Origin of the sequence: Roseateles sp. (genome assembly GCF_049240545.1) — a bacterium.
GTDB lineage: Bacteria > Pseudomonadota > Gammaproteobacteria > Burkholderiales > Burkholderiaceae_C > Paucibacter_A.
The window spans coordinates 1-3,927 of the sequence record NZ_JBMLSK010000043.1; the positions used below are offsets into that span (position 1 = coordinate 1).

The 3,927-nt window shown below is 65.1% G+C and carries 3 protein-coding genes; 2 read left to right on the top strand and 1 reads right to left on the bottom strand.

Features of this window, described 5'->3' with window-relative positions:
• On the top strand, positions 1 to 827 hold an 827-nt coding region (locus tag ACOVRJ_RS02400), incomplete at its 5' end, for a methyl-accepting chemotaxis protein (RefSeq protein ID WP_422042309.1).
• Positions 828 to 848: 21 nt separating this feature from the next.
• Here the strand turns inward: ACOVRJ_RS02400 and ACOVRJ_RS02405 are convergent.
• A complete protein-coding gene (locus ACOVRJ_RS02405) occupies positions 849 to 2,540 on the bottom strand; it encodes an HDOD domain-containing protein (RefSeq protein ID WP_422042310.1) in 1,692 nt (563 codons plus the stop codon).
• A 328-nt stretch (positions 2,541 to 2,868) separates the two neighbouring features.
• On the opposite strand from ACOVRJ_RS02405, the gene ACOVRJ_RS02410 reads away from it, so the two are divergent.
• Positions 2,869 to 3,927: efflux RND transporter periplasmic adaptor subunit (locus ACOVRJ_RS02410; protein WP_422042311.1), on the top strand; the 1,059-nt coding region annotated here is incomplete at its 3' end.

Here is a 3,927-nt window from a genome sequence, read left to right on the forward strand (position 1 = left end):
TGGCGCGCATGACGGCCGTCAGCCACGAGATCGCCCAGGGCAACCAAGACCTGGCCCAGCGCACCGAATCGCAGGCCGCCAATCTGGAAGAAACGGCGGCCAGCATGCAGCAGATCAGCGCCACGGTGAAGCTCAGCAGCGACTCGACCCTGCAGGCCTCCGGCGTGGTCGGCGAGTTGAGCGCGGTGTCGCAGCGCAGCGGCGATGCGGTGCATTCGGTCACCACCACCATGGGCGCGATTGCGCAGTCCTCGCAGCGCATCGGCGAGATCATTCAGGTGATCGACAGCATCGCCTTCCAGACCAATATCTTGGCGCTGAATGCGGCGGTGGAGTCGGCCCGAGCCGGCGAACATGGGCGCGGCTTTGCAGTGGTGGCCACCGAGGTTCGGGCGCTGGCACAGCGCAGCTCGAATGCCGCCCGCGAGATCAAGCAGCTGATTCAAGAGTCCAGCGAACGCGTCGAAGCCGGTGAACGCCAGACCGCCCATGCGCGCAGCAGCATCGCCGCCACGTTGCAGTCGGTGCAGCAGTTCGCGGGTTTGATGGCCGGCATCGACGACGGTGCGCGCGAGCAGCTCAGCGGCATCTCGCAGATTTACACCGCCATCCAGCAGATCGAGAGCATCACCCAGCAGAACGCGGCGCTGGTGGAGCAATTGGCGCGCTCGGCGCTACAGATGCGCGAGCAGGCCGACGAAGTGAACGCCTCGCTGAGCGTGTTCCGCCTCCGTCGCGATGAGGCCCGCCATACCGGGCCTGACGCAGTCAGCCTGCGCAAGGCGGCGCGGAACAAGGCCTTGACGGCCGGCACCGCCTTGCATTGAGGGTCGCGCCTCAGCCCTAGCTCAAGCCTTGGGCGGGGTGCGCAAAGCCACCATCAGCTGGTTGCGCAGGCTCTTCAGCAAGGTCAGCGCCCGATCATTGACGACCATGCGGCCGACCTCGGACTGGTCGCCATACATCATGCCCAGCACCTTGCCCTCGAAGACCAGGGGCAGCACCAAAAAGGCCGCGCCGCGCACCCGCTTGGTGAACCACTCCGGCAAGCGCTGGTTGATGACCGGATCGCTGGAGTCCACGATCAAGGTGTCGGCATTCTTGGCGCAGAGCAGGCCAAACAGCTCGCTGGGCGGCTGCAAGGGAATCTGGAAATGCGGCGCCAAGACCACCGCCTTGTCGCCCACGCCAACGCGTCCCGTCAGGCTGCCGGTACTCGGGTCGAGCAGGCAGACGATGACGCGCTGCATATCCAGCGCCTTCATCATCAAGCGCATGCTGGTGTCCATCACCTCGGCCAGCGGCGCACCGCGCTTGTTCATGCGGCTCAGTTGATCGACGGCATCGGCCAAATCCTCGGCCAAGGCCTTGCGATAGGCGGCCGAGTTGGGGTCCAGCTTGGGCGCCGCCTGCGCCGTCTTGGCGGCCGGGCCGCCGGGGGTCAGGGTGATGCCCAGGGCCTTCACCAAGTCCAGCCAAACGGTGCGCGCACGCTCCACCAGGTCGGGCAAGGCCTCCGGGTCCAATCCCAAAGGCACGGCCCATTCGGCGGCGAACTTTTGCACCACTTGCTTGCGCGGTTCGGCGCGCTCTTCAGCGTCGCCTTCTTCGGGCGCGTTCATCAACTCCAGGGCCAGGCAATTGGTGCCGGTGCACAAGGCGCGAAGGTATTCGTTGTCGCTCAGCACCCGCTCGGGGTCGCTGGGTCGCAGCGACTGCATGCCCATCAACAAGGAATCCGGCCAGCCCCACATGCCGGCCACCTTGATGCCAATCTCTTCGATGCCCAGGCCCCAGCGCTGGCGCGCCAGTTTCTCGCGGGCCTCGTGACGTTCGGCCGAGCCGAGTACGAGTTCGGCGGCATCGAGCAAGTCTTCAATGACCTGCGCGTCTTCCTGAAAGTGCAGGCCGGCCAGCAAGTCGCCAAGGCGCTGGAACAGCGCGGTGATGTAGATGCTGTCGATGTGCTTGGCGCTGGTGCAGAGATCATGGGCCAGCAGCGCCGCGTACTGCGCACGGGCAAACTCAAGCCTTAAACGGTCACCGTCCGCGCCCTTGGGTAGGCGATCGAACAGCATCAAGGAGCTGGCCAACATGCCAACGTTTTGAAAGCCCATCAGGGCCACAGCCCGCTGCATGCAGGTGATCTCGCCACCACCGGCGGTGCGGTAGAACGCCGCATTGATCAAGCGCAGCAGCTTGCTGACCATGGCCGGATCGTCATAGATCAGTCCGGTCAAGGCGCGGGCGTGGGAGCGCTCGGAGCGCGCCACCTTTTGAATGCCCTGCACCGCATCCTTCATGCTGGCGAAGTCGGTTTGGCCCTCGATGCTTTGCATCAGCCGCAGCAAGCGATTGCGGCGCAGCGCTTCTTCCTGCTCTTCAGCGGCCTGCCGTTTGGCCGCAGCCGCTTCGGCCGCCGCCGTGTCCTCAGCGCTAGCAGCCGCCCCCTCTGCAGACGACTCCGTACCAACACCGCCCGCCTGGGCTGCATCGGCGTCCGCGATGGACGGCGAATCTTTGACTTCACTTTCACTCATGAACGATTCTCAGGGGCTTTGTTAGGCAAACACGGGGAGGGGCGTTGCAGTGCGGGGGAGGGCTGGGCAGATTAGCACCAATCCCCCCTGAGCAAGTGCTTGAAAAACGATGAAAAGGCCGGCTCCAAGGGCGCAAATGGCTGGGTGTGCAAATTCACAAAAGGCGCACGCAGTGAATTCTTCATACCCAGCGCAGGCCCGATTGATCCCGCCTATGGCCCCATTGGTCGCGTCATAGCGCAACAGGTCACAAAGGCCGCGCCGCGACCGGCGCCGATTGCTACATTGCCGCCACTGTTGATCAACCCAGCTGGACGCAATAGAAAGCATGACTGTGCAGAACAAAAACAAGCCAAGCCGAGGGAACTGGCTGAAATCCTGGCGCGTGCGTGCCGCCATTCTGGTCTTGCTGGGTGGTGCTTACGGCGCCTACAAAGCCCTGACACCACCACCGCCGCCGCCTGCGCCGCCGACCGGCGAAGTCACCCTGGCCGACATCAGCCAAACCGTGCAGGCCGCCGGCGTGCTGCAGCCGCGCCTGAAGGTGGATGTGGGCGCGCAGGTGAGCGGCCAGGTGCGGCAGCTGCATGTGCAGCTCGGTCAGCAGGTCAAAAAAGGTGATTTGCTGGTCAGCCTGGACCCCGAGCTGGCCCGCAGCGATCTGGCCCAGGCCGAGGCCTCGGTGACGCAGCAAGTCGCCTTGATCGAGGTGCGCCAAGCGGACCTGAAGATTGCCCGCCGCGAGGCCGAGCGCCAGCGCCGTTTGCTGGCCGGCGATGCCACGGCGGCCACCGAGGCGGAACGCGCCGAAACCGATTTGGCCAAGCTGGAGGCCGATCTGCGCGGCCAAAGCGCCAGCTTGAAGCGCCTGCAGGCCGAGCTGGAAAAACGCCGCCTGTCGCTGGGCTACACCACCATCACCGCGCCGATTGACGGCACGGTGGTCAATCTGCCGGTGCAAGAGGGCCAAACCGTGATCGCGGTGCAGATCACCCCGGTGATGGTGACCCTGGCCAATCTGGATGTGATGACGGTTCGGGCGCGTGTGCCGGAGGCCGACATCGCCCAGATCCAGGTCGGCCAAAAAGCCCGCTTTGTGACGCTGGCCGGCGAGGCCCAGCGTTACGACGGCAAGGTGCGGGTGATTCAGCCGGTGCCCGAGCGCGCCGGCAATGCGGTCTTCTACAACGTCTTGTTTGAGGTGGACAACCAGGCCCGCAAGCTGCTGCCGGAGATGACGGTACAGGTCAATATCGAAACCGGCCGCGCCAGCAAGGTGCTGACCGCGCCGATGGTGGCCCTGGGCGAGCGCGACGACGAAGGCCGCTTCGCGGTGCAGGTGCTGGATGCCCATAACAAGCAAAGCCCACGCAAGGTCCGCACCGGC

Coding starts and splice junctions, on each gene's coding strand:
- ACOVRJ_RS02405 (WP_422042310.1), bottom strand. CDS start 2,540: ATGAGTGAAAGTGAAGTCAAAGATTCGCCGTCCATCGCGGACGCCGAT.